This window comes from Natronocella acetinitrilica, from assembly GCF_024170285.1.
Lineage (GTDB): Bacteria > Pseudomonadota > Gammaproteobacteria > Nitrococcales > Aquisalimonadaceae > Natronocella > Natronocella acetinitrilica.
This window is the reverse complement of the sequence record NZ_JALJXV010000002.1, coordinates 104,120-130,147: the sequence shown is the minus strand read 5'-3', so window position 1 is coordinate 130,147 and position 26,028 is coordinate 104,120. Positions and strand designations below refer to the sequence as shown.

Here is a 26,028-nt window from a genome sequence, read left to right as displayed (position 1 = left end):
CGTTTATATTGCGGCTTGAGAAGGTTCAGTCGATGGTGGGAATCACGTCTGCCAGGATGTTGCACATCTGATCCACCTGTTCGCGCTCGACAATAAAGGGCGGGCCGAGCTGAATGGTATCCGCCGCGAAGCGCACGTACATTCCTTTCTCCCAGCAGCGCATGGCAATCTCGAAAGGCCGGCGGGTTGCTTCCCTGGGGTGCGGTTCCAGTTGAATGGCCGCGGCCATGCCCAGGTTGCGGATATCCACGATGTGCCGCAGCCCCTTGAGCTGGTGCACTTGTTCCTCGAAATAGGGGGCCATCGCTCCGGCGCGCTCGGCCATCCTGTCATGCTCGAAGATATCCATGGCTGCCAGACCGGCAGCGCAGGCGATGGGGTGTGCGGAGTAGGTGTAGCCGTGGGGAAATTCCGGCACATAGTCCGGGCCGCCGTTATCCATGAAGGTGCGGTAGATCTCGGCGGAGCTGACCACGGCGCCCATGGGCACCGCGCCGTTGGTGATGTTCTTCGCCAGGGTCATGATGTCGGGGGTGACACCGAATAGCGTGGCGCCGAAATCGGAGCCGGTGCGGCCGAAGCCCGTGAGCACTTCGTCGAACACCAGCAGGATGTCGTGCTTGTCGCAGATTTCCCGCAGCCGCTTCAGGTAGCCAGCCGGCGGCACGATGACCCCCGCCGAGCCACTCATGGGCTCCACCACCACTGCGGCGATGTTGGACGCATCATGCAGGCCGACCAGCTCTTCCAGCTGATCGGCCAGATGGACGCCATGCTCCGGGGTTCCGCGACTGAAACGGTTTTCCGGCAGCAGCGTGGCCGAGAGGTGGTCGGATTCCATCAGGCTGCCGAAGTGCTTGCGATTGCCGACGATACCACCGACGCTGGTGCCACCCACGTTGACGCCGTGGTAGCCCTTGATGCGGCCGATCATGCGGGTCTTCTCCGGCCGTCCCTTCAGTCGCCAGTAGGCCTTCGCCATTTTCAGTGCCGTATCCGCCGATTCCGACCCGGAGTTGGTGAAAAACACGTGATCGAGACCATCGGGCGTCAGCTCACGCACCCGGTTGGCGAGTTGAAATGCCATGGGGTGGCCGAACTGGAATGGTGGCGAGTAGGCGAGTTCCTTGGCGCAACGGCCAATGGCCTCGGCAATCTCGCTGCGACCGTGGCCGAAGCTGCAGCACCAAAGCCCCGACAGCGTATCGAGGATGTCGCGGCCGTCGGCGCTGCGCAGGTAACAGTCATGGGCACCCACGATCATGCGCGGATCGTCCTTGAACTGCCGATTGCCGGAGAACGGCATCCAGTAGGCTTCCAGTTCCGCTCTGGACAACCCCGCCCAGCGCGCATCGTCTTCGTTCGGTGGTAGCACGTGTTCCGAGGCGGTCGCCATGGTCCGACTCCTGATTCTATGGATTCGCTGAATAGTGTAGGCAAAGGCCATACGTGCTTAAATGTCGAAGTAACGACTTTTGGTTCTCATCTTATGAAACAAAAACCCTTGCCGGCCCGAGGCCCGGGGCAGATTGGCGACAATGAGTTGCGACTCTTGCGCATCTTTCTGGCGGTTGCGCGCTGCGGCGGGCTGACCGCTGCGGAGTTGGAACTCAATATCGGGCGCTCCACCATCAGCCGCTATCTGAAGGATCTGGAGACCCGTCTCGGTGCCACCCTGTGCGAACGTGGTCGCTCCGGCTTCCGTCTCACGGAAGAGGGCGAAAAAGTCCACGCGGCGGCTCGTCAGTTGTTTGGCGCCGTGGATGACTTTCGCATGTCGGTGAGCGAGTTACGGGAACAACTCCGTGGCAGGTTGCGCATTGCCGTGTTCGACAAGACCCTCACGAATGACAACGCCCACCTCACCGAGGCCATCCGACAGTTTGATGCCATGGCACCCGCAGTGCGGCTTGAGATACACGTGGAGCCCACCAACCTCATAGAGGCCGGTGTGATCGAGGGGGGCTTTGATATCGGCGTCATACCCACCCATCGGGATTCGCCCAGCCTGCGCTATCACCCGTTATTCCACGAGACCATGCAACTCTATTGCGGGCGCCTGCACCCGTTGTTCGATGTGCCTGAGGCAGAGATCAGCGCCGAGCGGGTGCGCGGGCTCAAGTATGCGGGCATCGGCTTTCATTCGCCGAACATGGTGCAGACCCTGGCTCTGGGGCTCGAGCGCCACGCCGATGCCTACGATCAGGAAGGGACAGCCATGCTGATCATGTCCGGCTGTTACCTGGGCTATCTGCCGGAGCATTACGCAAGGGGCTTCGAGCAGGCTGGAGACCTGCGCCCACTGCGGCCGGATCTGTTCCAGTACGACTGCGACTTTGCCGCCATCTACAGGCGTTCACCGGCGCCTTCCGTGGTGGTGCGCCGGTTCGTTGAATGCCTGCAGGATGCCCACGGCGGGGGTGTTGGCAGCGCTAGGCAGTCTTCTGCTTGAACTCGCAGAGATCGTAGATGGTGCATGCGGCGCAGCGGGGCTTGCGCGCCACGCAGACATAACGGCCGTGCAGGATCAGCCAATGATGGGCGTCCTGAAGGAACTCCACTGGCACCAACCGCTCCAGCCGCCGCTCCACTTCCAGCACGGTCTTGCCCCTGGCGATGGCGGTGCGGTTCGACACACGGAAGATATGCGTGTCCACGGCAATGGTCGGCTGCCCGAACGCGGTATTCAGCACCACGTTGGCCGTCTTCCGACCGACACCGGGTAGCGCCTCCAGGGCCTCCCGGTCCCGGGGCACTTCGCCATCGTGCTGTTCAAGCAGGATCGCGCAGAGCTTGATGATATTCGCGGCCTTGCTGTTGAAGAGTCCGATGGTCTTGATGTGTTCCTTGAGACCCTCTTCCCCCAGGGCCAGGATCGCCGCCGGCGTATTGGCCACCGGGAACAATCTTGCCGTGGCCTTGTTCACGCCCTTGTCGGTGGCCTGTGCAGACAGCACCACGGCCACCAGCAGTTCGAAAGGCGAGGTGTAGTGCAACTCGGTGGTGGGGGAGGGGTTTGCGTCCCGCAGTCGGCGGAAGATTTCGCTGCGTTTGTCCTTGTTCATTGCCCTTTGCGCTTGAAAGCGGGTTTGCGTTTTTCCACGAATGCGGTCATGCCCTCGCGCTGATCGTCGCTGCCGAAGAGCGCCTGCAGCACGCGTCGCTCGTACACCAGTCCGCTGGACAGCGGTATCTCCATGGCCTGGTTGATGCAGTCCTTGATCATGGCGGTGCCCGTGGACGACTGCGCTGCAATGGTCTGGGCTGTCGCCAGCGCGCGGGTCTGCAACTCGTCGGCGGGCGTCACGTAGGCGACCAGCCCGGCGCGTTCCGCCTCGTCGGCTTCCATCATCCGGCCGGTCAGACACAGCTCCATGGCCTTGGCCTTGCCGACGGCGCGGATCAGCCGTTGCGTGCCGCCGGCGCCGGGAATGATGCCGAGCTTGACCTCCGGCTGGCCAAAGCGGGCATTGTCGGCGGCGATGATGAAATCACAGGCCATGGCCAGCTCGCAGCCACCGCCGAGGGCGAAGCCTGACACGGCAGCGATCACCGGCTTGCGGCAGCGGTTGAGCGCATGCCAGCCGCTGGCGTTGTACGGGAAGTCCTGGGCCAGGGCGGACTCGCCATCGAGCCCTGCCATGTCCTTGATGTCCGCCCCGGCGGCGAAGGCCTTTTCCGTGCCGGTGATGATGATGGCGCCGATGCCCTCGTCGGCCTCGAAGGCGTTGATCGCCTCGCCGACTTCATCCATCAAGGGGACGGACAGTGCGTTCAGGGCCTGGGGACGATTGATGGTGATGCGTCCAACACGCTCGATTGAGTCGACGCTGATGTACTGGTAGGACATGATTGCTCCCTCGATAGGGTTCAGGTTGCGGGGCCGTCGTCTTCGACTTCGTGCTGCTCAACATCCTGCGGCTGCTCGGCGAACAGGGTCTCACCGTGCTGTTCCACGTACAGCAGCACGGAGCGGACCGCGCGGACCACGTCGGGTGGCACCGGCGGGGCGGGGTCGGCCTCCGCCTCCGCCACCTGCGCCTCGCCGTCGTCGTCCTCGGCCGCCTGCTGCTCCTCGTCTTCCGCTTCCTCCTCGCGGAGAATCGCGCCCTCCGGGGAGAGTTCGTCGAGGCCACGGCCGGCAAGCTCGCGATCCCAGCCGGCCACCGTGGTTTCGCTCGGCACGGCGTTATTCGCGGCGTTGCCACCCGGTAGCAACCGCAGGCCGGCCACGGTGCCGTTGGGGTAGACCCCGATCAACAGTCCCAGGCTGCCCCCTTCTCCGGCGGTCATGGTAGAGATGATGGCAGCAGCGGGTTCGCCGCCCTTGCGGGCCCGGTACACCGGCATCTCGGCGATGGTGCCAAGGCGGGAAGAGCGTACGTCGACCTTGTCCGACGCCGGCTCGTTGTCGTAGGCGTCGTCGGGCACCAGTTGCTGGATTTCCCGCATCAGGGCGAGTTCCCGGTTTCGATCACTGCGCTCGATTGCCGCCTGGTAGATACCCACCATCGCCGCCACGCCGCCTGCGGAAAACAGCAGCAGCAACACGCCTGCCAAGAAAATGTCCCTGGTCACCCTGTACCTCCGGCCCGCTGGGCGAGTGTTTCAGCCTGTCCAGTATGCCCCCGGTCCTTGCCGAGTGCAGCCGGTGATTAGTCGGAGTCTCCGCCCCGTAATCGGGCCCGTCTTGCCCGGGTTCGGGCGATGGCGGCCTGTATCACGGCCTGACGCTCATCCTTGCCCCTGGCCGTCGCAGCGTCGGGTATGGGCGCGATGGCGGCCTTCTTGTCGGCGCGACGCTGCTCCCGTTCATGCTGCAGGCGGGTCAGGCGCTGTTGCCGATTCCGGTAGCGGCGGCGGGCATGATGAGCGCGTTCCAGGGCCTTGTCCGGTGGCGGCATGGTGTCCGCGGTCACGCGCACATGGATGCAGTCGACGGGGCAGGGCGGGATGCAGAGGTCGCAGCCGGTGCACTCGCTCTCGATCACCGTGTGCATGCGCTTGGCGGCGCCGACGATGGCATCCACGGGGCAGGCCTTGATGCAGAGGGCGCAGCCGATGCACTGCGACTCGTCAATCCAGACCACGGTGGGCTGACGCTCCTCCACCCCATGGTCGGGGTTGAGCGGCAGGGGGTCGCGACCCAGTAGCTCCGCCAGGGCGGCGATGGTGCGCTGTCCCCCGGGCGGGCACTGGTTGATCTCCGCTTCGCCGGCGGCGATGGCATCCGCGTAGGGGCGGCAGCCGGCATAGTCGCACTGGCCGCACTGGGTCTGCGGCAAGAGGTCATCGACCCGCGCTGCGAGGTCCTGCCGGCCCATGGCGGCCTATTTCACCTTCATGCCGGGCTCGGCGCCGCTGTCCGGCTCGAGGATGAACAGATCCTTGCCCCCCGGGCCCGCCGCCAGCACCATGCCCTCGGACACCCCGAAGCGCATCTTGCGGGGCTTCAGATTGGCGACCATCACGGTGAGCCGGCCCTTGAGCTTGTCCGGCTCGTAGGCCGAGCGGATACCGGCGAACACGTTGCGCTGCTCACCACCCAGGTCGAGGGTCAGTTGCAGCAGCTTGTCCGCCCCTTCGACGTATTTCGCATCGGCAATGCGCGCCACCCGCAGGTCGACCTGGGCGAAGGCGTCGATCTCGATCTGTTCCGCGATCGGATTCCTGTCGAGTTGCCCATTGCCTTTGGCGCCGGTGTTCTTCGCCTCCAGCGTGCCCTTGGATTCCTCCAGCATGGCGTCCACCGATGCCTGCTCCACCCGCGTCGCCAGCGGCTTGAACGGCTTGATGGCGTGGTCCAGCAGCGGCTTGCGCACGGCCTGCCAGTCCTGTGGCGGGATGTCGAGAAAGCCCTCCGCCTCGGCGGCGATACGCGGTACCACCGGCTTGAGAAAGGTCATGAGCACGCGGAACAGGTTGAGCGTCATGGTGCAGATACCCTGCACCTGATCCAGCGTCTTCTCATCCTTGGCGAGCACCCAGGGCTTGCGGTCATCGAAGTACTGATTGGCCTGGTCGGCCAGCGCCATGATGTCCCGCACCGCCCGGGAGAATTCCCGGTTCTCGTAGGCCTCGGCGATGCGCTCACCCTTGGCGACGAAGTCACGGTACAGCTCCGGGCTGTCGAGCTGCGGCCCCAGTCGGCCATCGAAGCGCTTGTTGATGAAGCTCGCGCTGCGGCTGGCAATGTTCACCAGCTTGCCCACCAGGTCGGCATTCACCCGCTGGATGAAGTCGTCCAGATTGAGATCCATATCGTGAACGGCGCTGCCCATCTTGGCAGCCAGGTAGTAGCGCAGATACTCCGGGTTCATGTGGTTGAGAAAGGTGCGGCCCATGATGAAGGTGCCGCGGGACTTGGACATCTTCTGCCCGTTCACCGTCAGGAAGCCATGGGCGCAGATCTTCGTCGGCTTGCGGAAGCCGGCTCCATGCAGCATGGCCGGCCAGAACAGGGCGTGGAAGTAAACGATGTCCTTGCCGATGAAGTGATACAGCTCGGCGTCGGAATCCGGCTTCCAGTAGGCGTCGAAATCCACATCGTTACGGTCGCACCAGTTGCGAAAACTCGCCATGTAGCCAATCGGCGCGTCAAGCCAGACGTAAAAATACTTGTCTTCCGTCTCGGGAATGCGAAAACCGAAGTAGGGCGCATCCCGGGAGATGTCCCACTCCCGCAGGCCTTCCTTGAACCACTCGTTCAGCTTGTTGGCGACCTCGGTCTGCACGTGACCGCCATCGGCCCAATCCTTGAGCATGGTTCCGAAATCCTGCAGCCGGAAGAAGTAGTGCTCGGATTCCTTCTCTTCCGGGGCGACACCGGAGATCACCGACACCGCATTCTTGAGGTCCGCGGGCGTGTAGGTGGCGCCGCAGACCTCGCAGGAATCGCCGTACTGGTCCGCAGCCCCGCAGCGTGGGCACTCGCCCTTGATGTAGCGATCCGGCAGAAACATGTTTTCCTTGGGATCGTAGGCCTGCTTGATGGTCCGGCTGGTGATGTGGCCCGCGGCCTTCAGGCGGTTGTAGATGAGTTCGGAGTAGTAGCGGTTCTCGTCCGAGTGGGTGGAGTAGTAGTTGTCGAATTCGATGAGGAAGTCGGCGAAATCCTGACGATGCTCCGCCCCGATCTTCTCGATCAGCTGCTCCGGGGTAATGCCAAGCTCCCGGGCCTTGAGCATGATCGGCGTGCCGTGGGCGTCGTCGGCGCAGACGTACACACAGTCATTGCCGCGCAGTTTCTGAAACCGTACCCAGATATCCGTCTGGATGTATTCCACCAGGTGGCCGAGGTGAATCGGCCCGTTGGCATAGGGCAGGGCACTGGTCACCAGGATCTTGCGTGTCATGGAGCCTCGTCTCGAACTGCGCTACAGGGACGCGGAATTATGCCAGATTCACCCCGTCACTGCTCCCGCCGGAGGCTTATCCATGTTGCCCTCGGCGCTTTGCGGTAGAGTCCCTGCCATGACTGCCACCCAGCCCCTGTTTGTCACCGTCGCCGGCGGCTTTGAAGGCCTGCTGCGGGAAGAAATGTCCTCCCTGGGCGCCGCCGACTGCACCGAGGCCCGCGGCGGCGTGCGTTGCGCGGCCTCCCTCGAGACCGCCTACCGTATCTGCCTGTGGTCACGCTTGGCCAACCGGGTGCTGCTGCCGCTGTTGCAGGCCAGCATCGGTAACGAGGATGAACTCTACGCGGCGGCGCTGGGCGTCGACTGGCTCCAACATCTGGGAGCAGAGCAGACGCTGGCGGTTGATTTCGGCGGCGTTCGCCCGGTGGTATCCCATACGCGGTTCGGCGCGCTGCGGGTCAAGGATGCCGTCGTGGACCGCTTGCGCGAGGCCACCGGCGAGCGGCCGTCGGTGGATACCGAGCGCCCGAATGTCCGCATCAACGCCTTTCTGCATCAGCGTGAACTGACCCTGGCCCTGGATCTCTCCGGCGACAGCCTCCACCGCCGCGGTTACCGTGCCCCCGGCACCATGGCGCCGCTGAAGGAAAACCTCGCGGCGGCCATACTCATGCGGGCAGGCTGGCCTGACATCGCTGCCCGGGGCGGTGCGCTGATCGACCCCATGTGCGGGTCCGGGACCTTTCCTATCGAAGCCGCCTGGATGGCGGGGGACGTGGCGCCGGGGCTGCTGCGCACGCATTTCGGTTTCCATGGCTGGCGCGGGCACGACGACGCGGTCTGGAAGTCCTTGGTGGACGAGGCCCTGGAGCGTCAGGAAGCTGGGCTTGCAAGGCTGCCGCCCATCGTTGGCTACGATCAGGACCTCGCCGCCGTGCGCCTCGCCCTGGCCAACGTGGAGCGTGCCGGGCTCAAGGGCCATGTGCATATCGAGAAGCGCGAGCTGGATGCCGCCGAGCCGGTGGGCCGGGTGACTGGGCTGGTGGTGGTCAACCCCCCCTATGGCGAGCGTTTGCAGGATCGCTCCACCGTGGCGCCGCTCTACGCTCGCCTTGGTGATGTGCTGCGCAGCCGGTTCGGTGGCTGGCAGGCCGTGGTGCTAACCGGTTCCGATGCCCGAATCGGACTGCGACCGGAGCGTAGCTGGCAGGTGCGCAATGGCCCCATCCTCTGCCGGCTGGAGCGATTCGTCCTGGCCGACGAGCCGACGCCGCAGGTCCACGTGCCGGAGGCCCTGGTCAACCGCCTGCGCAAGAATGCCCGCCACCTGCGCAACTGGATCAAGCGTGAGGGCATCCGCTGCTTTCGGGTTTACGATGCCGACATTCCCGAGTTCGCCCTGGCGGTGGACATCTACGACACCGAGGAAGAAGGGCGCTGGCTGCACGTGCAGGAGTACGCCGCCCCGGCCACGGTGTCCGAACGGGATGCCGAAAAACGGCTGCGGCAGGCGCTGGGTGCGCTGCCCGACGTTCTGGTAGCGCCGCCGGGGCAGATCGCCTTCAAGGTGCGCCAGCGGCAGAAGGGCCGTGATCAGTACGAGAAGCAGGGCCGCGGCGGGCGCTTCCATACCGTGATCGAGGGTGACGCCCGGCTGCGGGTGAACCTCACCGACTATCTCGATACCGGGCTGTTTCTCGATCATCGGGTGGTGCGGCGTCACATCGGCGAGCAGTCCCGGGGCGCGCGCTTCCTCAACCTGTTCTGCTACACCGCCACCGCCAGCGTGCATGCCGCCCTGGGCGGCGCACGGGAGACGGTGAGCGTGGATCTCTCCCGCACCTACCTGGAATGGGGGCGGGAGAACCTGGCGGCGAACGGCATCACCGCCGGAAGCCCGCACCGCCTGGTGCACGCCGATTGTCTGCAGTGGCTGCGGGACGCCTTGGGACGGGAAGGTCCGTTTGATCTCATCCTGCTCGACCCACCAAGTTTCTCCAACTCCAAGCGCATGACGGACACACTGGACGTGCAGCGGGACCACGTGGCGCTAGTGGACGCCGCCATGGCGCTGCTGAGCCCCCAGGGCGAACTGATCTTCTCCAACAACCGCCGCCGTTTCCGCCTCGACCCTGCGCTATCGGAGCGCTACACGGTGGTGGACCGCAGCAAGTGGTCCATGCCGCCGGATTTCGCGCGAAACCCCGGCATCCACCGCTGCTTCAGCATCCGCCATCGGCAGTGATTGCAAGGTGCCGATGCTGCAAGTCGTTGCGCCACGGCTGAAACCCGTCCACACCGTCGTCTGCCGAATCGACTCCGACCCAGTTGCTCGCTAAACTCGCGGATTCGCAAAAACTCCTACGGTGCCGCGTTGATGACCACACACGGACTACCAGTACCGGCAATCGACATGCGGACGTACGCTGCCGAGTACCGCAGTCACCGCCACGATTTTCATCAGATTGTGCTGCCGTTGAGGGGCGTACTGGAACTCGACACACCCCGTGGAAGCCGTATGGTCGATGTCGGCACCGGCGTGGTCATCCCGGCTGGAGAGAACCACGGTTTCTCTGGCTGTGGCGCCAATCGTTTTATCGTCGTCGACATCGCCGCCGATCACGATGCGCGGCTATTCGAACGCTGCGTCCGGGAACCGGCCGTGGCCATCAATCGAGGCGTCCGCCATCACCTGGCATTCATCACCGAACGCCTGGCGCAAGGTTCGCTCTCCGACCACTTTCGCCGCCATTGGGCCGCGCTGCTGATCGACACCCTGGAAGCGCCCGAAGGGACTGCGGCCCGTGCGGCGTCTCTGTTTGCTCGGGCAACGGCCTGGATTGACAACCACCTTCGCGCGGAGCTGTATACCCGCGACGTGGCCGCTGCCATCGGTCTGTCGCCGGCCCGGGTGCGCACTCTGTTCCAGGAGCAGGCGGGCTGCTCGCCACGCGAGTGGATCGCCGCCGCTCGGCTCGACCACGCGACTCGTCAGCTCAGGTCCACGAACCGATCGATCGCGGATATCGCGCTTGCCAGCGGCTTCAGTGACCAGAGCGCCTTCACACGGGCTTTCTCCCGCATGCATGGCGAACCGCCGGCCCGTTGGCGTCGGCAACGTAGCGAATCGCGCGAGCACTGATTTCACCGCTATGCTGGCCGGGGCGACCGAGTCATACGCGCCCGGGGGTCACTCACTCCGAGTCAAATCCGGAGGAATCCAGGTCAAGACGTGGGCTCCTTGGCGCGTCACCATCTGCAGGAAATCCCGGATCACTGACCCGCGAGAACGAACATGTCGCAATCCAGCGCGTCGGCAACCGCGGCCGGTTTTGTTGCCATTGCCCTCTGGGCATTGCTGGCTCTGTTCACGACCGGTGCCAGCGGCGTTCCCCGCTTCCAGTTGCTGGCCCTGACGCTCGGCCTGGCCGGGGGTGGCAGCCTCCTCACACTTGCGCTGTTCGCGCCACAACGCCTGCGCAATCTGCGTCAACCACTTCCACCATGGCTGCTGGGTACGTTCGGGATCTTCGGTTACCACGGCTTCTACTACGTGGCACTTGAGCGGGCACCGCCGGTTGACGCCAGCCTCATCGCTTTCCTCTGGCCGCTGCTCATTGTCCTCCTGGCCGGCATGTTGCCCGGTGCACGCCTTCTGCCACGGCATGTGATCGGGGCGCTGCTCGGGCTGCTTGGCGCCGGCGTGCTGGTCACGCGTGGCGGCAGCCTCCAGCTCGACGCCGCGTATATCGATGGCTATTTCGCTGCTGCTGCGTGCGCGCTCACATGGTCCAGTTACTCTGTGCTGAACCGGCGCTTCGGCAGCGTGCCGACAGAGGCCGTGGCGGGATTCTGTGCCGTTGGCGCCGTCATGGCTCTTGCCTGCCATATGCTGTTCGAAACCTGGGTAACGCCGGATGCCATGCAATGGCTCGCGATCCTGGGGCTCGGTGTCGGCCCGGTCGGAGCCGCCTTCTTCTTCTGGGACTACGGCACCAAGCACGGCAACATCAGTCTGCTAGGCGTGCTGGCGTACTTCGCGCCCCTGATATCGACCCTGTTGCTGATCGCGTTCGGCCTGGCGCCATTGACGCCGGCAGTCGCCATCGCCTGTGGGCTGATCGTGGTTGGTGGGCTGGTCGCCTCGGGTGTGATTCGGTCATTCCGGCCCTCGTGATTATCGCAGCCGCTCAGCTTGAAGGCCTGCACAACAGGCAGCTTATACTGCCTGTACGCAGGAACATGAACACGCCCTGGCGGGCGCCCAGCGACCGGGCGATCCACACGGCCACGAAGGTGTCTCGTCCCGGCTGGAAAGAGAAGCACTTGCCATGCAGCAACCGGTCGTGGTTTTCGGTGGTACGGGTTTTCTCGGCCGCGCCGTGGTGGCCGAGCTGGTTCGCCGCGGCTGGTTGGTGCGCGTGGCGGCGCGGCATCCGCAGGTGGCCGCTTTGCCCGGGAAACCTGCGGGGGCAGTGACGCGGTGTGCGGTCGATATCCGTGATGAAGCGGCGGTCGCGACGGCGGTCGCCGGCGCCGCCGCGGTGGTCAACGCGGTTTCCCTTTACGTGGAGACGCGCGATGTCGATTTCGACACCATTCACATGCACGGCGCCGAGCGTATCGCGCGCCTGGCGGCCGCGGCGGGCGTCGACCGGCTTGTTCACATCTCCGGCATCGGTGTGGATACGCAATCCGCATCCCGCTATGTGCGAGCGCGGGCCTGTGGCGAGAATGCTGTACGGGCGGCGTTTCCCGGCGCAACCGTGTTGCGGCCAAGCGTGATCTTCGGTCCGGGCGACCATTTCCTGTCCGCGCTTGACGGGGTGACGCGCCTCCCGATTGTTCCCCTGTTCGGGGATGGCGGCACCCGCCTGCAGCCGGTCCATGTCGAGGATGTGGCCCTGGCCGTGGCAGCGAGTCTGGCCCGACCGACGGCGCCCGGCGACGTCTTCGAGTTGGGGGGCGCGGAGATGCCGACCTACCGGGAAATCCTCCGGCTTATCCTGCGCCATCGGGGCCGGCGACGTCTGCTGTTACCCGTACCATTCGCGATCTGGCGCGGCATTGCCCGCGCAAGCGCACTCCTGCCCAAGCCGCCCATCACCGTGGACCAGGTCAACCTTATGGCAGGCGACAACGTGGTCCGTGACGATGCCCGCAGCTTCGCCGATCTTGGGATTACTCCCCGTGGCCTGAGCCCGGAGTTACCGGACTGCATGGGCTGAGAGGGAAGCGCCGGAACATCCGCAGGATCGCGTTGGTGCCACGTGGCCCCTGGCGGTGCTGCGTCGCCGACCTGGTGGGACGGGCATCGGATCGAGGGTCTAACGGCCGGTTTACCATCGGGCATCGGGATGCTGGTTGGCTGCCGTTACCGGTCGCAGATTCGCGGTTTCGGCAGCGCGCTCAAAATCAACGTCCGTTTCTATAAGCTCTTCCTTGGCGGAGTCATACCGATTCGCCCTTGCGCCGCGCCGCGCGGCGGGCGGCGATCACAAGCCAGGTCACGGCCACGGCGGCCAGCGCAAGACCGGCGACTTCAACCATCACCGCACCCTCGAACGCGTTCGGTGGCACCAGCACCATGAGCCCGGCCACCGTCAACAGCAGGCGATAGCTCGCACCGATTCGGCCGAAGAACTGCCCGGCTATTGCGGCGGAGACCAGCCACACACCGAGCAGGGCCGAGGCGAGAATCCAGAAGAAGTCCAGCGACACCCCCTGTTCCAGCAGCAGCACCGGCGAGAACACAAACAGAAACGGCACGATATAGGCCGTCCAGCCGAGTTTCACCGCGGCCATGGACGTGCGCCATGGGTCCGCCTGGGCCAGGTGACCCGCGGCAAAGGCCGCCAGCGCTACCGGCGGCGTCACCATGGACAGCATGCCGAAGTACAGCACGAACATATGCGCCGCCATGGGGGTGACACCTGCTTCGATCATCGCCGGAGCCACCAGGGTGGCCAGCAGCACGTAGACACCCACCGTGGGCATGCCCATGCCCAGCACCACGCTTGCAGCGGCCGCCATCCCAAGCAGTAGCAACAGGTTCTCGCCGCTGAAGCGGAGAATCGCCATGCCCATGTCGAAGGCCATGCCGGTGAGGTTCAGCACACCGATCACGATGCCCGCCCCGGCGCAGATGAGGATGATCTCCACCGAGCTGCGCCCGGTGTCTACCAGCCCCCGAACAACGTCACCGATGCGCGGCCGTCGCCCCTTGTAGCCAAAAACGGTTACCAGCACCAGCAAGGTGACAACGGCCCACAGCGCAGCGAACTCCGGTTGCTTGTTGAACCTGAGCAAAAGCACGAGAAACACCACGAAGGGCATGAGAAAGTGCCAGCCGGCTCGGAATGTCGGCCAGAAACGCGGCAACTCCGAGCGTGGCAAGGGGGTGAGCCCCATGCGGGCGGCCAGCAGGTCCACCTGGATGAAAAGCGCTGCGTAATACAGCAGAATCGGCACCAATGCCGCCAGCATCACGTCGCGGTAGGGAATCTGCAGGAACTCCGCCATCAGGAATGCCGTGGCACCAATCACGGGCGGCATCAGCTGACTGCCCGTAGAGGCCACCGCCTCGATGCCCCCCGCCAGGTGTGGAGGAAAACCCGAGCGCTTCATCAGCGGAATCGTCACTACCCCGGTGCCGGCTACATTGGCCACCGCGCTACCCGACACCGAGCCCAGCAACGTCGACCCCACCACCGCAATCTTGCCGGACCCGCCCCGATACCGGCCCATCAGTGACATGGCGAGTTCTGTGAAGAAGTCCGATCCACCAACGCCGGAGAGCAGTCGACCCAGCAGGATGAACGGGATGATCACGATCACCGCCACCTGCAGTGCAATGCCCAGCATGGCGCTGGTGTCGACGCCCAGATAGGTTACCAGGCGATCGAAACTCGTCGGGCTGGAATCGAACGGCGCCGGGAAGATATGCCCGAAAAGCCCGTAGAAGATGAAGAAACTCACGATGATGGCCAGCGCAGTCCCCGCCGCCCGACGCACCCCCTCGATGGTGAGCAGCACCAGTATGCTGGCTACCAGCACGCCCTCCATGGGCAGGAAGACCAGTTCGTAGACCAGCACCGGATAGCGCACCGTCAGAAAGAGCGCCGCAATCAGCCCCGCCAGCCCCAGTAACGCGTCATACCAGACGAGTCGAAGCTGCGGTCGGCCCCGGTAGTCATAGCTGAGAAACACCAGGGCCAGGGAGAGGGCCAGGCCGTAGGTCAGAACCTGTTCGGTGTAGAGGGAAAGATCGAAGAGGGTGCGAGGAATGTCGATGATCCAGCCGATGGCACCCACCACCAGGGCCAGCGCCAGGAACTGGATCAGACGCTCCAGCGCCGGGCTTCGCTGCGTCAGTTCATCTTCCCCCAAGGCCGCGGCCAGCACGTCGTCCGGCGATGGGGCCTTACTGCTCAACGGGCAACTTCCCTTGTCGGGTTCTCCTGCCAGCAGGCGAGGATGGCGTCCGTGGTCTCTACGCGGCCGAAGTAGCGGTCCAGGTTGAACAGCGCCCCTTCGTGCTCCTCCGTGGATGTGGCCGAACAGGCGTCGGACACCGTCACCACGTGGAAGTCGTTCATGAAGGCCTCGCGGGCGGTGGACTCGACGCAGACATTGGTCACCACCCCGCAGCACACCAGGGTGCGCACCTCAAGCGAGCGCAGGTAGAGCGGCAACTGGGTGTTCACGAAGGCGCTGTAGCGATGCTTGGTCACCACCCGGTCCCCTGGCGCTGGATCCAGCCCATAGAACTCTGCCCCCCAGGTGCCCTCCGCGCAGACTGGCAGCTTGTCCACACCCGGAATGCCGCGCAGGCGCCCGAGCCAGGTCGGGGAGTCGGACCAGGGGCCATGCCCTGTACGAATGAAGATCACTGGCACCCCAGACTCGCGGGCGGTGCTGGAGAGCCGCCGAAGGTTCTCCACTGTAGAGGCCAGCGGAGGAGTCAGCGTGGCGCCACGCCGGCCGAAGGAGCCGTCCGGGTGGCAGTAGTCGTTCTGCATGTCGATCACGACCAAGGCTGTTCGTCGCCCGAGCACGTCGGTGAGCGTCATGGCGTCCATCGCCCTCGCATTGTCATTATTGGAGTGGCGCAATCGGCAGGGCCACTGGATTTGCGAAACCAGATTGTCTATTTTCGTCTACTGTATACTATTGATGGTCCGCGAATCCAAGAGAAAGAGAAAAAATCGATTTTCTGTCCCATCTACAAAAACACCATCATTGGAGAGCAGCGATGACGAAGTTGTATCGGCAGCAAGGGAGCGCCCTGTCGTTTGCAAAGCGTCTTGGCCTGGGGGCCGTGATTCTGGGCGCGAGCGTTTTCGGATTTTCCACCACGGCCAGCGCAGACAACGTCACGGTGGCAACCACCACGCAGGGGTCCTTGAACCATATCGTTGGCTCCAGCATCGCCCGCGTCCTGAGTGAGGAAATGGATGTGCGTGCGCGGGTCCAGCCACACACCGGCGAGAGTGCGCTGTTGCCGCTGGTGCACAGTGGGCAGGCAGAATTGGGACTCGCTGCCATCAACCAGGCCATGGGCATCTACTATGGTGCTGACAATGGCCGTCCCCAGGAAAACCTGCGCATCCTCACCACGCTGTTCCCGGTGAAGGTCGGTTACTTCGTGCGGGAAGACTCCGACATCCACACCATGGAAGATCTGCGGGGGAAGCGCGTGACCCATGGCTACATGGCCCAGGGCGCGATGATCGATGTGGTCAATGCGTTGCTCGCCAACGGCGGCCTGACGCCGGATGACGTGCGCACCGTCTCCGTGCCGAACGTCAATCGGGGCGGAGACGATTTTGCCTCCGGACGTGCCGACGCGTTCTTCCACGCAGTGGGTGCCGGCAAGGTCTCCGAGGTGGACGCCAGCGTCGGTGGTTTGCGGCTGATCCCGCTGGACACCTCCGATGAAGCCATGAGCCGCGTACTTGAGACGTTCCCCCAGGGCTACCGTTTCGATCAGCCTCCGGCGGATGGCCTGGCCGGCTTCTCCGAGGAAACCCCGGTGCTTGCCTATGATTACGTCCTGGTGGTGGGTGCAGGCGTGAGCGACGATCTGGTCTACGATATGACCCGGACCCTGGCGGAGAACAAGTCCAAGCTCGTGCAGGGCGCCCGCGTTCTGCAGGACATGAGCCTTGAGCGCATGTACATCGACTGGGAAATCCCCACGCATCCTGGTGCCGTGCGCTATTACGAAGAGCAGGGCCTGTCCCCGGCCGCCCCCAAATAACGGCGAGCGTGCCGTATGGGCACCGCGCCAGGGCGCGGTGCCCATCGTGTCCGTTTATATAGCGATCAAGGGATACTATCGTCGCAGAGTCGCTCAAGTGCCTCGGCACGGGTGACCTCGGAGCCGGAGGGCAGCGGCTGATCGACGCCTTTCAGCCAGGCGGCGATATCGGCGTGTACCTTGTCGGCCCCGGTATAGCGGGTAAGCATGTGGTAGCCGTCCGGGTAGAGGGCCAAACGCAGGTCGCGGGCACCGGCATTGGCGAACTTGCGGAACAGCAGACAGGTGGGTTCCGCAGGAATGATTTCGTCGCGCTCACCATAGAGAACAAGGGCTGGGCCGCGCAGGCGGAGGGCGGCCGCCTGCGCGTCGCCCATCAGGGTAGTCAGGCCCTGGATCGTGTCCACCCGCGCGCTGCGCTGCACCAAGGGGTCCTCACGCAGCGCCTCGATCACGTCGGGGTCGTCGGTGGGCTCCACCCCCAGGTTGACCGCCAGCTCCGCCGACAGCTCCATGGCCGGCGCCAGATGGGTTCCGAGCTCGAGCCCGAGGCGCTGATACCAGGGCATGGTATCGCGGCTCCAGACCGCCGGGGCGATGAGCACGACACCGTCCACCGGGGGCGGTGATGTCCCGGTGAGAGCCAGAATACTCACCGCGCCCCCCATGCTCTTGCCCACCAGGTAGAGGGGCAACTCGGGGTGGCGCTGGCGCAACGCGTCGGCGACTTCGGCGAGATCCTGTGTCATGCGTTCCTGGCCTGCCCACAGCCCGCGATCCCCGGTGGCGCCGAAGCCGCGCTGATCGTAGGCATAGACCGTCATGCCCTCGGCGGTGAGCGTCTCCGCCAGCGCCTCGAATCCGCCGCCGTAGTCACCAAAACCGTGCACCGCGAGGACCACCCGGGTGGGGGCTTCGGCCTCCCACTGTCGCAGCGGCAAGCGGAAGCCGTCGGTGGCGACGATCGCGCCATCCGCAGGCACGGCTTCAGCCATGTCCGGCAGCGTGGTGGCGGAACCGCAGGCTCCCAGAGCGAGTACGAGAAGTAGCGGCGCGACTATGCGTGAGAGCGTGAAGCGACTGGGTAAACGATGGCTAGGCAAGGCGGTCTTCCTGATGACCCGACGCCGAGAGTGTACTAGTGTGGCGGGGCGCGCGGTACTCCCGGGCCGCGGGGTGGGCTGTCCCGGCGCCATGGCGGCGAGCAGGCGCGGGAACGGCACTGCTGCTGGTGCGGCGCACCGCCTGGCATACACTGCGGCTTCAGCATCCGCCACCGGCTGTAAGGCGTCGACCTCACCACCATTACCGAGCCAATGATGGGCGAGGCCCAGGCCTGGTCACCTCTTGTCACTGAAACACATTGCGTTAGGGTACGGGCAAATCACTCATCGGGGAGATAGACCCTATGCAACTGGCCGGAGAACAGTCCAGCCGTTTGCCGCCCGCCATTCCACCGCTGGACCCAAGCCGCGCAGCGCTGCTGGAGGAGGCCGGATTGACGGTCAGGCCACTGGAGCCGATCGGCCTGGAGGTCTCTGGCGCTGACGTTCGCTCCAGGTTGCCTGAGCCGGTTATCGAGGCGTTGGCGGTGGAAATGGCGAATCGCGGTTTCGTGGTATTCAAACACCAGCCGGGCCTCTCGGTGGATGAACTGGTCGAGGCCAGCAAATGGTGGGGTGCCGGGGACGTCCATTCAACGCATGGGGTTCACCCGGCCACGCCCGGCATGCATCGGGACATCTTCCGGCTGTCCAACGACCGGCGGCACGGCATCCTGGGAGTCGGGCCGCAGTGGCATAACGACGGCAGTTTCGAGGCGGCGACGTTCTCGCATGCGGCCTATTACATGGCACGCGCGCCCGAGCACGGCGGCGGCACCCACTTTGCGCACCAGGGCGCGGCCTTTGATGTGCTGCCGGCGGACAAGCAGGCGTTCTGGCAGCGGCTGGTGTCCGTCAATTCCGCCTCGGGTGTGGCGCACCCGGTGGTCCACAGGCATCCGGTGTCGGGGCTCAAGAGTGTCTGGCTGCACCTGGGCATGACCGGTGCGGTCATCGAGCGGCTGCCCGAGGAAGGGCTTTCCATCGAGGAGTTGCAGACGACACCCGCCACGACCGACCAGTTAAGGCTGCTCACCGCGGCGGAGATGACGGAACTGTTCAACGACTACAACGACTTGCTGGATGCCTCGTTCGAGAAGGGCTTTGGCATGCACTATCAGTATGACGATGGCGACCTGATTATCATCGATAACTGGGCGCTGGCGCACCGGGCCTCTCCCGAAGCGCACATTCCCAGCGAGCAGCAGGGCCTGCGGATCATGGATCGGGTCACCATCCGGTCACCCCGGGAGCTGGCGCCACATTTCGGCCTGCCACAGCACATCAATGTTGCCGCGTCGCACCCCTTCAACAGGGATGGCGTCTGGCTGGCCGGCGGCGTGGGATTTCGCTGGAAAGACGATATCCCGATGCAGAACTGACGTAGCGTTCCCGTGGCGGGGCGAAGCCTCCGGTCAGATGAGGTTCATGGCTCGGTGACAGCGAGCAGTCGGCTGATCAATTCGCTGCGGTTGTGGGCGTCCAGACGGTTATAGACCGCCCGCCCGTGGGAGATTACCGTACTTTCACTGACGCCAAGCCTGTCAGCAATGCTGGCATAGGAGTGCCCGCAGGCCATCCACAGGCAGACCTGGGCCTGTCTTCGGGGCAACGCCAGGGTTTCAACCTTGCGCATGAGCTTCAACGGCACGGGCTCCTGCCGGCGCACCGTTATGCCGACCAGCCCGCTATCGTCGCGGGTGGCGTTCAGCCAGCCCGCGGTGAAGCGGAAGCGGCCCCAGGCATTCTCCCGGAGCATGGATGGCGGTCTCGCGTTCGGATGGTGGTCGCGGACACCGATCAGCGCATGGGTCAGGCGCTGCAGCGTGCGGTCCAGTCGCCCGGTCACATCCAGTCGGGACTGGCGGGGCCTGAACCGCTCCCGCTGGGCGAGCACCAATAGCAGCCGCGCCTGATCCGACATGTAGCGGATCGCGCCCCGTTCATCGCAGATCACCAGGCCTTCGTCGTCGCTGTCCACCCAGTCCTCTCTCACCTCGCGCCCGGCATTCATCATGGCGTGGGCGACGAAGGGGTTGACCCGCTGTAGCAGTCGCGAGTCCCGTTTCGCGAACAAGGGGTCTGCCGGGGAGCGCGTCAGGCCGATCATTCCCAGTGGCCGGTCGCCGTCGCGCACCACGCCCTGGAGCATCCAGTGCATGTGGGCCGGTTTCAGCACTTCCTGATAGAAGGCGTGACGGAGAAATTCGCGGCGCGGGACATTGAAGTAGCGATCAAACTCGCTGACATCGCGGCTATGGCGGCAGACGTGGGACCAGCCGCGGAAGACTTCCAGTTCCTTAGCGTTGTGGAATTCGTTGAGGTAGAGCGCCGCCACATCCATGGCGGGCGGGTACTCGTTGTAGAGGTTGGTGATGTTGCCCTGGATGTCGAACCAGAAGAAGAGATTCCAGTGGGAGGGAATCAGGCCGTGGATTTCCCTCAGCAGCAAGGGAATCACCACTTGCTCTGAAAAACCGAGACAGCAGAGTTGCTGAATCCTCGCCTCGGCCCGCCGCTCAGCCGGTCGGCGATGAACATCCATGCCCCACCCCTGGCATTCGTCCTGTCTTCATTCTGGTTCGCCCCGGTGGTGCGGATTCGCCTGCATCCCATACCGGAAGTCCTCAGTTTCTCCGGAAACCGGCGTTGAGTAAAACACGGGGTGGCCAAGTCGCGGAAAAGTGGCAAGAACTCCCCTGTTCTGGGGATGGCCTTTCCGCCACGGGCGCCTATTCTTGAAAGATGCATCGTGGGGGGGGGGCAGGGCAATGGACGGCATGACAGGCGCGAGGTCGCTGGTGGCGATTGCTCTTGGGGCGCTTGGCTTGGTGCTCGTCGGGCAGGCGCCGGTGGCACAGGCGGATCAGGCATCGCTGTCGCCCCAGGCGATGGAATGGGTGCAGTTCCTGCAGGGCACACGCCTGCAGCAGCTTGACCGCTACTCCTCCGACAGTGGCGGTATCTACATGGGTGGCACCAGCCGCCGCACCATGGACGTCTGCTCCGATGGCCGGTTCTTCTACAGCGATGCCAGCAGTTTCGGCGGCGGCGGTGGTGGCGTGAGTGCCTACGGTGGCGGCGGCGATGCCCAGGCCGGCACCTGGCAGGTCATCGAGCAGGGTCATCTGATCGGCATCGAACTGCGCTGGCAGGACGGAAGCGTGAGCCAGCACCTGCTGCAGTACCAGAACGGGCTTTACATTGACGGAGCCCGCACCTATCGCACCTTCGACAATGCATCCTGCCCCTGAGGCAGGCAGGGAGGCTGACATGACAGTGACCCATCGATCGAACCCGTTGCGGTCGCTTTCCGTTGCCGTTCCGGCGCTGCTGCTGGCGGGCTGTTTGGGCGGTGGGTCCTCTGGTGGCGGCGGTGGTGGTGCTGAGACCGCAGAGTTGGAGCCGCTGGAGGAGCGGCTGGCCGCCGCCGCCCGCACGCCGGCCGATCTTTCCTCCCACGACGAGGTGGCAAAACGCTGGCTGCTGGCGCGGGAACTGGGGCTTTTCCTGGAGTTGCCCGCACTACTCCCGGGAGAGTTCCTGCACCCGTTCCTCAGTGATGAGCTGGCCTGCGAGGAGGAATCGCAACTGGAATTGACGTCGGAGATGGACGTGGAGCGGGATCCGACCTGGTTTGGGGAGTTGGACCTGCAAACCGTCACCTTCGTGTTCGATCAATGCAGCGTGCAGCAGTCCAATGAAGCCGCGACTGCATCACAGCAGGTGAATGGGTTGCTGGAGGAGTTCGACGAGGATGACTTAATCCCCATCGAGGACGAGGTCTCCGCCACATCGCAATTAATCAACGGCCAGATCGCCGTCACGACAAGGCTGGCGGTGAACGAACCGATGCTTGAGTCGGTGTTTCGCGTGCAGGTCGGTGTGGCGCCGGAGAGCCCATGGCGCCTCGTGAACGGGCTCCCGGACGAGTCGTTGGACTATCGAATTCTGGGGGATGTGCGGGCGGCGGTCCGCAACGGTTTCCGGTTCCGGCGGGGTCAATACAGCCTTCTTTTTCTCCGTGAACAGGACGACGACACCAGCATCGCTGCCTATCTGGCCGTCACCGGCACCGTCGGTAGTGATTTCGATATCATCCTGCAGCCGGGGGTGCAACTGCTGCGAGGCGGGAACATGGAGATTGCCATTGATCTGCAGGCCGGCGGCGAGGGGCCGAGCTGCCCGGTCGCCGGGCGTTTCGCCCTGACCGTGGATGAGCCCATCGAGACCGCAATACCCGACGGTGGCGGTGGCATCACCGGCGGCGCGCTGACCATCGCTTCCCCCGACGACGAGGATCCGGAGCGGGCCGTGGAGGGCAGCGTGCAGTTAATGGGCGACGAGAGCTTCGTGGTCACCATCGATGACGTGGCGCAGAGCTATGACGCAGAGGCCATCGAACTCCTGGCTTCGCCGGTAAACCAGTGCCTGTTCGACTGATCGACCATGGTTCAGGCTTGTTCCGTCACCGGCAGGCGGTTTTCCAGTCCTGTCCGATCATGGGCATCAGGCCTCACCGCGCGGGCCCGTCAATCGGTCTCATTGCGTGACTTCGAAACACCCTGTGGTTCGGCGCCGAAAATGGGGGAGTCGCCACCAGGGGAGGTCCGGGCGTTCATGATGCTCCCAGTGGTAGCCAAAGTGGTAACAGGTCAGAAATGAGACCAGGGGAGAGAAGTCGTTACTCCGCGCCCGGTGGCTGTCGTTGTAGCCGTTCCGAGGCTCGCGATGGGGCAGGACGGTGCCGAAATAAAATAGCTGAAGGGTGCTTAATAGGGACGGCAAGATCCAGAAGAGGATCAGGTTGGCCACCGGAACGCCAGCCGCGAAGAGAAACACGTTGAAGATAGCGGCCATTCCCACGATCTGGAGTGGCGAGACGTAACCGATCATGAAGTGGAGATACCAGCGGACAAGCCCGTCGTGTTCACCGTCGTGAAAGTCGGGGTCTTTTGTGGTGGCCGGGTGCTGGTGATGGGCCCAGTGTGCTTGCTGGAGCCGCTGAAACGAGAAGAGAGCGTAGAGCCGCACGCAGGTGGCGCCGATGAACCGGTTTAACCGTGGGAAGGCCGGCGCGACCGTCCCGTGCATCGCGTCGTGGGCGGTAATGAACAGGCCCGTATACAGGAAGGTCTGCATGAGCACGGCCAGCGGAGCCCACCACACCAGGGCCTGGTCGGCGGTCAGGAGCACCCCCAGGCTCATCGCCCACAAACCGATCACGGCCAGGGCGGCGGTGATCCCCTTGATATTCCAATGGGTTGGTCTGAGTGCGTCAGTAATGACTCCACCCCCTGTGTTTGGCTGGATCGAGTGCCGGAGAGGCCCACCAAGCGTCGCCGAAGGCCTGCTTCGCCACTGGGATAGGTCTGGTACCAGGCGTCAGGTCGCGAGTGGAAGGATAAACGCCCTTTTCAGGAAGGTACACTGGTTTATCGACTGATGGAGGTCGGCCAGAGCCATGGCTGCGCCTCGCAGGGCCTCCACTTGTCAGCCATCAGTCGTCAACATCCCTGACAAGCCGGACCGCCCGTCCGGAGGCGGTCGTGGAAGAGCCTGTGGAAATGGCTCCGTCACGAAACAGCACGCGCCAGATCGAGCTTGAAAAGACCGACAAGGGGGTGGAGGTCCAGTAATCAGGGCTGCCACTGGGCGGGGTGTTGGGGAAAATCTCCAGATTGATTGCGGGTTCCCGACAACGGAACTCGATGATACCTGACAGCTCCTTGAGGTTTGGTACGCGCCAGTCGTCGTGGTCGGCGAAGCTGCTTTGGTCCGCGGCATTCAGGGCATCCTGCCAGTTGATGGCCGTTGGGCTGCCGGTGCAGCTGTCGTTGCTGAATGTCTGTCCCAGGCTGCACTGCCGCCACATCAGGCCAGCCTCGTTCTGTGTGACAGTGCCATCACCGTGCACCGTGAAGGCGCTCTCCGGTGTCGTTTCGGCGATACTCTCGAGGCAGACCTGATTGGCCGTCGCGTGTCCGGCAAAGGTGCCACCGACGAGCAGGGCGAACAGGGTACTCGTCCGAAGGGTCGTCTTGTTCATTGTTCCAGTCTCCGGGTTTTCCAGTCAGGGGGTCGTCACAGTGCTGGCCCGAACGAGTCGCACGCGTAGAGCGGATGCCTTCGTTGACCCGCCACTGTCGAAGAAATGACCCGTGGAAAACCGTACCCAGCGGGCCAGTTGGGTGTTTCCCGCGAAGGTCGTCGCCGTCCAGTACTGGCTTGCGCTGTCGTTGGTGGCCACCAGCGGGAAGTAGTCGAGGTCAATCGCCGGAGCGGTGGTGCGCCCGTAGTGCACGATGGACTGCAATTCCAGCACGGTGGGCAGTCGCCAGTCGTCGAAGCCGCAGAGATCGGCCGCATTCACCGAATTGATGAAGCCCTGGGTGTCGCAGGGCCCGGCATTGCAGTTGCCGCCGTCCTGCGTACCGGCGACGCCGCCATTGGTGGCTGGATCGGGGTCGTACCAGGTATAGGTGGCGTTCGCCTCGTGCAGCCCGCCGTTGGACAGCTTGTTCTCCCAGTAGAGGCCGGTCACGTTATCCCGCACGCAGGCAAAATCGGTCGCCGACTGGTCCTCCAGCACGGCCCCGTTGGCGCCGAGCTTCACGAAGTCGAAGCCGGCGGCGCCGCCGCCGAATTTTTCAAGCGTGCCGTCCGCGGCCAGCGCGTCCCGGCCGGATTCGGCATCCTGATTGGGATGGGATGACAAGGGGCACGATTGCAGTGTGGTACTGCCGTCGGAGCAATCCTGCATGCCGGTGTCGTTGACCGCGATCTCCGCCGTGGGGAAGGGAGTGCGGGAGAGTTCCGCACTGGGTTCGCTTTCCGCTCCGTCGGTATTGGTGGCGATGACGATGAAGTAATAGGCCGTGCCATTGTCGAGCCCGTCGACGAGGGTGCTGGTTCCGGAGACACCCTGCTGTTCTACGTTGCCCATGCCGGGGAAGACATCGGGGCTGGCGGCGAAATAGACGCTGTAGCCGTCGGCGTTGTCCACGCTGTCCCATTGCAGCGCGATGCTGCCGTCGAGCCCTTCGCCGCCCAGCGCCGCTGGTGGGTCGAGGAGACGCTCCAGTGCGATGGTGACAGTGCAGTCGGCCTCCAGCGGGTCGGTGGTGTAGGTGTCGCCGGAGAGCGCGCCGCCGCATTGGGAGTCGATGCTGGCGATGACGAAGCTGACGTCGGTGGCAATGGTGAAGCTGCCCTGCTCACCGCTGGCGACCGCCTGGCTCGACGGGTCGACCTCTCCGCCGGCATCAATGATGACGTTGAGTATCGTCGGGTCGGGGTCCGAGCCGCCGCCTCCGCCACCACCCGATCCACCGGAGCTGTTGCACCCCCACAGTAATACGCATCCGGCGAGCACGCTCGCCCACGCCACGATCCACCCTGGTCTTTTCACTTGGCCGTCCCCCTTGTGTTCTGCCGCATCGTCATGCCGTTGCTCATGGCGATGTCGTGCACAGTGAGAATAGCCAGCAGGGGAAAGCGGAAACTCCCCTGATCTGAGGAGTTTGCCAGGGGCGTGTTGTGACGTTGATCGTTGGTGCTGCGCGGGCGGGTGCGATGCTACCCTTCGCTGGAGGTGCGCTCCCGGCGCCGGGCCTTGATGGCGGCGACCTTCTCCCGCCAGGCTTCCAGCTCGTCCTCGTAGACCTCGAGTATGCAGGGGATGCAGCCGCTGCCGCAGCAGTCCTGCGGATCGGGCTTTTCCGGTGGTGGCGGCAGGTCGTTGTCGTCGTGCATGTCGCGGTCGCGTGGTGTCAGTTGGCGTCAGGCATGTGGGAGACGGCGTCGCCAAGGCGAATGGCACCGCCCTCGACAATGCGGGCGGTGATGCCGCCATGGCCGCGCATGGCGTTGTAGCCGCCGCTTCCGAATGTGTCTTCCATCTTGGCGCAGGGGTGGCAGAGGCCGGTGTATTCCAGCACGGCGTCGCCGATTCGAAAGCGCTTGTCCTTCAGCGCCAGCAGGTTGATGCCCGAGACAGCGATGTTCCGGCGCAGTAGCGCGGGGTCGACCTCGGCCGTGCCCAGCAGGCCCTGCAGGGCCGCGATGTGTTCCTGCTGCACCAGGGTGACCTGCCGCTTGCTGCCGGGGCGGCCGCTGTAACGGTCGCCTTCCAGGTGGCGATCGGTCACGGCCTGCACCGAATCCAGCGGCAACACCGGGGCGCCGCGTTCGGGGCGTACGCCGATCCACTCCACCCGTCCCACCTGGGGGAGGTTGTTCATCAAGTCACGCAAAGTCACCATCGGGTGCTGCTCTCCTGTCGCGGTGCCGGGGGCCGGCATGT

The 26,028-nt window shown here is 64.4% G+C and carries 23 protein-coding genes and 1 pseudogene; 9 read left to right on the top strand and 15 right to left on the bottom strand.

Going from position 1 to position 26,028, the window contains the following annotated elements:
• Window positions 1-25: 25 nt before the first annotated feature.
• The gene (aptA, locus tag J2T57_RS03925; protein WP_253474557.1) at window positions 26-1,396 is read right to left on the bottom strand and encodes an omega-aminotransferase AptA; all 1,371 of its coding nucleotides are present in this window, start codon (window positions 1,394-1,396) and stop codon (window positions 26-28) included.
• Window positions 1,397-1,489: 93 nt separating this feature from the next.
• Between aptA and J2T57_RS03920 the strand changes: the two genes are divergently transcribed.
• Window positions 1,490-2,452, top strand: a complete 963-nt coding sequence (locus J2T57_RS03920; RefSeq protein ID WP_253474555.1) for a LysR family transcriptional regulator — start codon at window positions 1,490-1,492, stop codon at window positions 2,450-2,452.
• Here the strand turns inward: J2T57_RS03920 and nth are convergent.
• The 5 genes and pseudogenes from nth to metG all read right to left on the bottom strand — a co-directional run bounded on the left by nth (window position 2,433) and on the right by metG (window position 7,355).
• The gene (gene nth, locus J2T57_RS03915) at window positions 2,433-3,065 is read right to left on the bottom strand and encodes an endonuclease III (protein ID WP_253474553.1); all 633 of its coding nucleotides are present in this window, start codon (window positions 3,063-3,065) and stop codon (window positions 2,433-2,435) included. The two genes, J2T57_RS03920 and nth, sit on opposite strands and share 20 nt — an antisense overlap.
• Window positions 3,062-3,850, bottom strand: coding sequence for an enoyl-CoA hydratase-related protein (locus tag J2T57_RS03910; RefSeq protein WP_253474551.1), 789 nt, complete (start codon window positions 3,848-3,850; stop codon window positions 3,062-3,064). The genes nth and J2T57_RS03910 overlap by 4 nt, the downstream gene beginning before the upstream one ends.
• Window positions 3,851-3,870: 20 nt before the next feature.
• Window positions 3,871-4,578, bottom strand: coding sequence for an RnfABCDGE type electron transport complex subunit G (locus J2T57_RS03905; protein ID WP_253474549.1), 708 nt, complete (start codon window positions 4,576-4,578; stop codon window positions 3,871-3,873).
• Between the two features lie 284 nt (window positions 4,579-4,862).
• Window positions 4,863-5,309, bottom strand: a pseudogene (locus J2T57_RS22110) (RnfABCDGE type electron transport complex subunit B); the annotation flags it as partial.
• Window positions 5,310-5,330: 21 nt separating this feature from the next.
• Complete coding sequence (metG, locus tag J2T57_RS03895; RefSeq protein ID WP_253474547.1) at window positions 5,331-7,355, bottom strand: methionine--tRNA ligase; 2,025 nt, start codon at window positions 7,353-7,355, stop codon at window positions 5,331-5,333.
• 118 nt (window positions 7,356-7,473) lie between these two features.
• Here metG and rlmKL point away from each other — a divergent pair, with 118 nt between their 5' ends.
• The 4 genes from rlmKL to J2T57_RS03875 all read left to right on the top strand — a co-directional run bounded on the left by rlmKL (window position 7,474) and on the right by J2T57_RS03875 (window position 12,586).
• A complete protein-coding gene (gene rlmKL / locus J2T57_RS03890; RefSeq protein WP_253474544.1) occupies window positions 7,474-9,603 on the top strand; it encodes a bifunctional 23S rRNA (guanine(2069)-N(7))-methyltransferase RlmK/23S rRNA (guanine(2445)-N(2))-methyltransferase RlmL in 2,130 nt (709 codons plus the stop codon).
• 168 nt (window positions 9,604-9,771) lie between these two features.
• Window positions 9,772-10,500, top strand: a complete 729-nt coding sequence (locus J2T57_RS03885) for a helix-turn-helix transcriptional regulator (RefSeq protein WP_253474541.1) — start codon at window positions 9,772-9,774, stop codon at window positions 10,498-10,500.
• Window positions 10,501-10,653: 153 nt separating this feature from the next.
• Entirely contained in the window at window positions 10,654-11,535 is an 882-nt protein-coding gene (yddG, locus tag J2T57_RS03880; protein ID WP_253474538.1) for an aromatic amino acid exporter YddG, read from the top strand.
• Window positions 11,536-11,689: 154 nt separating this feature from the next.
• Window positions 11,690-12,586, top strand: a complete 897-nt coding sequence (locus J2T57_RS03875) for an NAD-dependent epimerase/dehydratase family protein (protein ID WP_253474535.1) — start codon at window positions 11,690-11,692, stop codon at window positions 12,584-12,586.
• A 223-nt stretch (window positions 12,587-12,809) separates the two neighbouring features.
• Here the strand turns inward: J2T57_RS03875 and J2T57_RS03870 are convergent, their stop codons facing one another.
• Complete coding sequence (locus J2T57_RS03870) at window positions 12,810-14,792, bottom strand: TRAP transporter permease (RefSeq protein WP_253474532.1); 1,983 nt, start codon at window positions 14,790-14,792, stop codon at window positions 12,810-12,812.
• The gene (locus tag J2T57_RS03865; RefSeq protein WP_253474529.1) at window positions 14,789-15,439 is read right to left on the bottom strand and encodes a cysteine hydrolase family protein; all 651 of its coding nucleotides are present in this window, start codon (window positions 15,437-15,439) and stop codon (window positions 14,789-14,791) included. Before J2T57_RS03865 ends, J2T57_RS03870 begins: the two co-directional genes overlap by 4 nt.
• Window positions 15,440-15,612: 173 nt before the next feature.
• Here J2T57_RS03865 and J2T57_RS03860 point away from each other — a divergent pair, with 173 nt between their 5' ends.
• Window positions 15,613-16,620 carry a TAXI family TRAP transporter solute-binding subunit gene (locus J2T57_RS03860; RefSeq protein WP_253474526.1) on the top strand — a complete coding sequence of 336 codons (1,008 nt, stop codon included), beginning with the start codon at window positions 15,613-15,615 and terminating at the stop codon, window positions 16,618-16,620.
• A 65-nt stretch (window positions 16,621-16,685) separates the two neighbouring features.
• Here J2T57_RS03860 and J2T57_RS03855 read toward each other — a convergent pair whose 3' ends face one another.
• On the bottom strand, window positions 16,686-17,723 hold the full coding sequence (locus J2T57_RS03855) for an alpha/beta hydrolase (RefSeq protein WP_253474525.1): 1,038 nt from the start codon (window positions 17,721-17,723) through the stop codon (window positions 16,686-16,688).
• Between the two features lie 305 nt (window positions 17,724-18,028).
• Here J2T57_RS03855 and J2T57_RS03850 point away from each other — a divergent pair, with 305 nt between their 5' ends.
• Window positions 18,029-19,105 carry a TauD/TfdA dioxygenase family protein gene (locus J2T57_RS03850; protein ID WP_253474522.1) on the top strand — a complete coding sequence of 359 codons (1,077 nt, stop codon included), beginning with the start codon at window positions 18,029-18,031 and terminating at the stop codon, window positions 19,103-19,105.
• 44 nt (window positions 19,106-19,149) lie between these two features.
• Here J2T57_RS03850 and J2T57_RS03845 read toward each other — a convergent pair whose 3' ends face one another.
• Window positions 19,150-20,268, bottom strand: coding sequence for a helix-turn-helix transcriptional regulator (locus tag J2T57_RS03845; RefSeq protein WP_253474519.1), 1,119 nt, complete (start codon window positions 20,266-20,268; stop codon window positions 19,150-19,152).
• A 226-nt stretch (window positions 20,269-20,494) separates the two neighbouring features.
• Between J2T57_RS03845 and J2T57_RS03840 the strand changes: the two genes are divergently transcribed.
• On the top strand, window positions 20,495-20,977 hold the full coding sequence (locus J2T57_RS03840; RefSeq protein ID WP_253474516.1) for a hypothetical protein: 483 nt from the start codon (window positions 20,495-20,497) through the stop codon (window positions 20,975-20,977).
• 19 nt (window positions 20,978-20,996) lie between these two features.
• Window positions 20,997-22,166: a hypothetical protein gene (locus J2T57_RS03835; protein WP_253474513.1), complete on the top strand. Its 1,170-nt coding sequence runs from the start codon at window positions 20,997-20,999 to the stop codon at window positions 22,164-22,166.
• A 99-nt stretch (window positions 22,167-22,265) separates the two neighbouring features.
• On the opposite strand, the gene J2T57_RS03830 is transcribed toward J2T57_RS03835, so the two are convergent.
• The 5 genes from J2T57_RS03830 to J2T57_RS03810 all read right to left on the bottom strand — a co-directional run bounded on the left by J2T57_RS03830 (window position 22,266) and on the right by J2T57_RS03810 (window position 25,987).
• The gene (locus tag J2T57_RS03830) at window positions 22,266-22,949 is read right to left on the bottom strand and encodes a fatty acid desaturase (RefSeq protein WP_253474510.1); all 684 of its coding nucleotides are present in this window, start codon (window positions 22,947-22,949) and stop codon (window positions 22,266-22,268) included.
• 274 nt (window positions 22,950-23,223) lie between these two features.
• Window positions 23,224-23,772, bottom strand: a complete 549-nt coding sequence (locus tag J2T57_RS03825; protein WP_253474507.1) for an Lcl C-terminal domain-containing protein — start codon at window positions 23,770-23,772, stop codon at window positions 23,224-23,226.
• Between the two features lie 24 nt (window positions 23,773-23,796).
• Window positions 23,797-25,134, bottom strand: a complete 1,338-nt coding sequence (locus tag J2T57_RS22350; protein ID WP_253474503.1) for an Lcl C-terminal domain-containing protein — start codon at window positions 25,132-25,134, stop codon at window positions 23,797-23,799.
• Window positions 25,135-25,301: 167 nt separating this feature from the next.
• A complete protein-coding gene (locus J2T57_RS03815) occupies window positions 25,302-25,478 on the bottom strand; it encodes an oxidoreductase-like domain-containing protein (protein ID WP_253474500.1) in 177 nt (58 codons plus the stop codon).
• A gap of 17 nt (window positions 25,479-25,495) precedes the next feature.
• On the bottom strand, window positions 25,496-25,987 hold the full coding sequence (locus J2T57_RS03810) for an MOSC domain-containing protein (RefSeq protein ID WP_253474497.1): 492 nt from the start codon (window positions 25,985-25,987) through the stop codon (window positions 25,496-25,498).
• Window positions 25,988-26,028 lie beyond the last annotated feature (41 nt).

Excerpts from the sequence above, each read along its gene's own strand:
- aptA (WP_253474557.1), bottom strand. The coding sequence starts at position 1,396 with ATGGCGACCGCCTCGGAACACGTGCTACCACCGAACGAAGACGATGCG.
- J2T57_RS03920 (WP_253474555.1), top strand. The coding sequence starts at position 1,490 with ATGAAACAAAAACCCTTGCCGGCCCGAGGCCCGGGGCAGATTGGCGAC.
- nth (WP_253474553.1), bottom strand. The coding sequence starts at position 3,065 with ATGAACAAGGACAAACGCAGCGAAATCTTCCGCCGACTGCGGGACGCA.
- J2T57_RS03910 (WP_253474551.1), bottom strand. The coding sequence starts at position 3,850 with ATGTCCTACCAGTACATCAGCGTCGACTCAATCGAGCGTGTTGGACGC.
- metG (WP_253474547.1), bottom strand. The coding sequence starts at position 7,355 with ATGACACGCAAGATCCTGGTGACCAGTGCCCTGCCCTATGCCAACGGG.
- rlmKL (WP_253474544.1), top strand. The coding sequence starts at position 7,474 with ATGACTGCCACCCAGCCCCTGTTTGTCACCGTCGCCGGCGGCTTTGAA.
- J2T57_RS03885 (WP_253474541.1), top strand. The coding sequence starts at position 9,772 with ATGCGGACGTACGCTGCCGAGTACCGCAGTCACCGCCACGATTTTCAT.
- yddG (WP_253474538.1), top strand. The coding sequence starts at position 10,654 with ATGTCGCAATCCAGCGCGTCGGCAACCGCGGCCGGTTTTGTTGCCATT.
- J2T57_RS03875 (WP_253474535.1), top strand. The coding sequence starts at position 11,690 with ATGCAGCAACCGGTCGTGGTTTTCGGTGGTACGGGTTTTCTCGGCCGC.
- J2T57_RS03865 (WP_253474529.1), bottom strand. The coding sequence starts at position 15,439 with ATGGACGCCATGACGCTCACCGACGTGCTCGGGCGACGAACAGCCTTG.
- J2T57_RS03860 (WP_253474526.1), top strand. The coding sequence starts at position 15,613 with ATGACGAAGTTGTATCGGCAGCAAGGGAGCGCCCTGTCGTTTGCAAAG.
- J2T57_RS03850 (WP_253474522.1), top strand. The coding sequence starts at position 18,029 with ATGCAACTGGCCGGAGAACAGTCCAGCCGTTTGCCGCCCGCCATTCCA.
- J2T57_RS03845 (WP_253474519.1), bottom strand. The coding sequence starts at position 20,268 with ATGGATGTTCATCGCCGACCGGCTGAGCGGCGGGCCGAGGCGAGGATT.
- J2T57_RS03840 (WP_253474516.1), top strand. The coding sequence starts at position 20,495 with ATGGACGGCATGACAGGCGCGAGGTCGCTGGTGGCGATTGCTCTTGGG.
- J2T57_RS03835 (WP_253474513.1), top strand. The coding sequence starts at position 20,997 with ATGACAGTGACCCATCGATCGAACCCGTTGCGGTCGCTTTCCGTTGCC.
- J2T57_RS03825 (WP_253474507.1), bottom strand. The coding sequence starts at position 23,772 with ATGAACAAGACGACCCTTCGGACGAGTACCCTGTTCGCCCTGCTCGTC.
- J2T57_RS03815 (WP_253474500.1), bottom strand. The coding sequence starts at position 25,478 with ATGCACGACGACAACGACCTGCCGCCACCACCGGAAAAGCCCGATCCG.
- J2T57_RS03810 (WP_253474497.1), bottom strand. The coding sequence starts at position 25,987 with ATGGTGACTTTGCGTGACTTGATGAACAACCTCCCCCAGGTGGGACGG.